At 66.0% G+C, this 4,019-nt stretch carries 3 protein-coding genes; 2 read left to right on the top strand and 1 reads right to left on the bottom strand.

The window, feature by feature from the left end:
- Positions 1-1,131, top strand: a 1,131-nt coding sequence (gene pdxR, locus L995_RS16295) for a MocR-like pyridoxine biosynthesis transcription factor PdxR (protein ID WP_047472641.1), incomplete at its 5' end; no start/stop codon positions are given.
- A gap of 114 nt (positions 1,132-1,245) precedes the next feature.
- Here pdxR and L995_RS16290 read toward each other — a convergent pair.
- A complete protein-coding gene (locus L995_RS16290) occupies positions 1,246-2,526 on the bottom strand; it encodes a serine hydroxymethyltransferase (protein WP_174538920.1) in 1,281 nt (426 codons plus the stop codon).
- A gap of 495 nt (positions 2,527-3,021) precedes the next feature.
- On the opposite strand from L995_RS16290, the gene L995_RS16285 reads away from it, so the two are divergent.
- On the top strand, positions 3,022-3,984 hold the full coding sequence (locus L995_RS16285) for an AurF N-oxygenase family protein (RefSeq protein ID WP_012205541.1): 963 nt from the start codon (positions 3,022-3,024) through the stop codon (positions 3,982-3,984).
- Positions 3,985-4,019: the final 35 nt, after the last annotated feature.

The following is a 4,019-nucleotide window of genomic DNA, read 5'->3' as shown; positions in this document are numbered from 1 at the left end:
CCGCGTATCGTCGATGGCGGCGGCATCGCCGACCAGCAGACCATTCGGGCCTTTGCCACCGGCCTGCCCGAGACGCGCACTTTTCCCACCGATGTCTGGGAGCGGCTGCAGCGGCAGGCGCTCAAGGACTACCGGGCCAGCGTCCTGCTGCACGGCGACCCGCAGGGCGCCGAGCCGCTGCGCAAGGCCATTGCCACCTACCTCAACCTGGAGCGCGGCGCCAAGGTGGAGGCCGGGCAGATCTTGGTGCTCAGCAGCACGCGGCAGGCGCTGTTCCTGTGCGCGCAGCTGCTGGTGGATGCGGGCCGGCCCATCCTGCTGGAGAACCCGGGCTACTTCGGCGCCCGCAAGGCCTTCGAGTCGGCCGAGGCCAAGGTCCTGCCCATCGACGTGGACGCGCAAGGCATTCGCACCGACCTGCTGCACGCCGACCGCAGCGGCGCCACCTGCGTCTATGTCACGCCATCGCACCAGTACCCCACGGGCGTCACCATGCAGCTGGAGCGGCGGCTGGACCTGATCCGCTGGGCATTCGAGCGCGGGCGCTGGATCATCGAGGACGACTACGACAGCGAATTCCACTACGACGGCATGCCCACCGCCTGCGTGCAAGGCCTGGACAAGCACGCGCGCACCATCTACATCGGCACCTTCGGCAAGACCCTGTACCCGGGCCTGCGCATGGGCTACATGGCCTTGCCCCAGGAGCTGGTGCGCGCCTTTGTCCAGGCGCGCAGCATCATGGACGGGCACACGCCCCAGATCCAGCAGCTGACCCTGGCGCGCTTCATGGAGGACGGCCACTACAACTCCCACGTGCGGGCCATGCGCAAGCTGTATGCGGGGCGGCGCGAGGTCATCCTCGAATCCATAGGCAGGCACCTGGCCGGCATCGTCACCGCGCCACGGCCCCAGGGCGGCATGCAGGTGCCCTGCCTGCTGGAGCCCGGCTGGTCCGAGGAAGACACCATCCGCCGCGCCGCCGCGGCGGGCGTGCTGCTGCAGGGGCTCAGCCGTCTGTACGCGGGCGAGCAGCGGCAGCCGGGCTGGCTGCTGGGCTATGCCTCGCTCACGGCCTACGAGATCGAGGCCGCCGTGCTGCGCCTGGCCAACGCGCTGCGAAAACCCTGAAATGGGGCCCCCACGCTCCCCCGCTCCACGTGGTCCGCTGCCCCCCGAGGGGGCGCTTTTCATCTTGGGGCGGCCCGGCGATGAAAAGGTGGAAAGCTTGGGACGCCGCATGCCTCAGTAGGGCAGGGGAAAGCGCCCGGTCAGGTCGGACACGCCTTCGTGGATGGACTTGAGCGTGCGCGCGTTCATGGTGCCGCTGCGTATGCCGCCCAGCGTGGCAAGAATCATGTCGCCGATCTCGCGGAACTCGTCGGCGCCCATGCCGCGCGTGGTGCAGGCCGCGCTGCCCACGCGGATGCCCGAGGTCACCAGTGGCCGCGCGCCGTCGCCGGGCACGGCGTTCTTGTTGACCGTGATGCCGATCTGCTCCAGCGCCGTTTCGGCGGCCTTGCCCGTCAGCTCCCAGGGGCGCAGGTCGATCACGCCCAGATGGCAGTCCGTGCCTGCGGACACCACGGACAGCCCGCCCTGCGACAGCCGGTCGCACAGCACGCGGGCGTTGTCCACCACGGCCCGCGCATAGGTACGGAAGGCGGGCTTGAGCGCCTCGCCCAGCGCCACCGCCTTGGCCGCCACCACATGCATCAGCGGCCCGGACTGCAGGCCCGGAAACACGGCGGCGTCTATGCGCCTGGCGATCTCGGCGTCGGCCGAGAGGATCATGCCGCCGCGCGGCCCGCGCAGCGTCTTGTGCGTGGTGGTCGTGGTCACATGGGCGTGCTCCACGGGCGAGGGGAACACGCCCGCGGCCACCAGCCCCGCCACGTGCGCGATGTCGGCCATGAAGATGGCGCCCACCCGGTCGGCAATGCGCCGGAACTCGGCCCAGTCCATCTGCCGTGAATAGGCCGAGCCTCCGGCAATGATGAGCCTGGGCCGCTCCTTCAGCGCAATGCGCCGCACCTGGTCCATGTCGATGAGTTGGGAGCGGGCGTCCACCTCGTAGCTGATGGACTGGAACCACTTGCCCGACACGCTCACGCTGGAGCCATGCGTCAGGTGCCCGCCCGAGCGCAGGTCCAGCCCCATGATCTTGTCGCCGGGCTCCAGGAACGCCAGGTACACGCCCTGGTTGGCCTGGCTGCCCGAGTGCGGCTGCACGTTGGCGTGCGCGCAGCCGAACAGCGCCTTGGCACGCGCAATGGCGAGGTTCTCCACGGCATCGGCATTGGCGCAGCCGCCGTAGTAGCGCACGCCGGGATAGCCCTCGGCGTATTTGTTGGTCAGCACCGAGCCCTGCGCCTCCATCACCGCGCGGCTCACGAAGTTTTCAGAGGCAATCAATTCAATCGAACGCGCCTGCCGTGTCCGCTCGGCCGCTATGGCGTCCCAGGCCTCGCTGTCCGCGTGTTGGAGTTCCAGGGAATTGATTCTGGGGAGCGATAAATCGTCCATGTCGCATTGGCTGTCTTGGAGGCGCTGAAGCACGGGAATCGGCAGCGCCCGGGTTATGGAAGGATTTGGAAACCAGGGCGCATCGGTAATGGGCAGTCTACAAAGTGCAGCTGCCTTGATTCCGACCATGTTTGAGCGGGTGAGCAGACCAATTAAGGTGGCATGCCAATGTAAACCGTTGAAAAAAGCGGTCTGGTTCATTGGCGAAAATAGGTCTGTTTGAATCCACGCTCTCTCCATAGAATTCGCCGCCAGACGTTGAAAGTCATGAGATCCAATACCGCCAGGAATCATCCGCAATCTGCAGTCGGGGAGATTGATTCAAGGTGGAATATGACAGAGTGAAGAAATCCATGACAACGTATCTGCCATATGCAGCGTCAATTGCAGTGCCATTTGCGGCGCCATTGGTGATTGCGGCAGATGGAGAAAGCGGGGGGAGGGAATAGGCGATTTGACTCAGATCAATCAAGTTCAATCACACGGAGTTGAAAAATGAATCTCGATATCTCTCGGACAGATGACGCCGTGCGCGATGCGCTCAAAAAGCTGTCCCTGCTCTGGAAGTCAAGAGCGGCCGTGAATCAGGACCTGCCTGACTACTGCGGCTTGGCGTTCGACCCCGCCCGGCAGGACTTCACCGCCTCGCTGCTGCCGTTTCGCGATCACCAGGCATGGGTGGAGGCGCCACAGCACCTGCGCGACCAATGCCTGTCCTACGCCTGGGGCATCTACAACCTCAAGACCATCTACATCGAGTGCAACGTGGTCACGCCGGCCTGCGAGGACATCATCAAGACCCCGCCGCCCAGCGCCAACCGCGCGCTGCTGCAGGACGTCATGTCCCAGGCCCTGCTGGACGAGGCCCTGCACACCCGCATGTCCATCATGGCCTGCAACTACATCTACGAGATGCGCGGCCTGGCGCCGCTGGACTACGCGGACTTCAACCTCGTCGGCTGGCGCAACGGCGTGCTGGCGCAGTGCGGCGCGGAATGGGAACGCCGCCTGGCCCGCTTCGCCATTGCCTGCGCCAGCGAGACCCTGATCACCGACTACCTCAAGACCATGGCCGAGGACCGCAGCATTCAGCCCATCTGCCACGAGGTCACGCGCACCCACGCCGTGGACGAATGGAGCCACTCCAGCGTCTTCAGCTCGGTGGCCACCGACATCGTCCAGGGCCTGAGCAACCGTGAGCGCAGCTACCTGCGCTCCATCATCCTCAAGACCGTGCAGATGTTCGCCAACAACGAGCTGGGCGCCTGGTCCACCGTCTTCACCATGGTCGGCATGCCGCATGCGCGCGACATCCTGCACGACGTGGGCGACAGCAACGAGATCGGCGTCTACACCGACTCGGTGCAAAGCCTGATCGACCGCATCGGCCTGGCGGGCCGCAACCTGGGCGGCAGCGTGGCGCTGGTGTCCTCGGTCCTCGAGGAGATGCAGGCATGAGCGCCGCCCTCCAGGCAGGCAGCATGCTCGCGCGC

The organism is Delftia sp. ZNC0008, assembly GCF_000799035.1.
In the GTDB taxonomy this organism is placed as follows: domain Bacteria; phylum Pseudomonadota; class Gammaproteobacteria; order Burkholderiales; family Burkholderiaceae_C; genus Comamonas; species Comamonas tsuruhatensis.
The sequence above is the reverse complement of the archived record's forward strand: the minus strand, read 5'-3'. Positions and strand labels throughout refer to the sequence as shown.

Bases quoted from the DNA above. Each gene is read 5' to 3' on its own strand.
- L995_RS16290 (WP_174538920.1), bottom strand. From the start codon at position 2,526: ATGGACGATTTATCGCTCCCCAGAATCAATTCCCTGGAACTCCAACAC.
- L995_RS16285 (WP_012205541.1), top strand. From the start codon at position 3,022: ATGAATCTCGATATCTCTCGGACAGATGACGCCGTGCGCGATGCGCTC.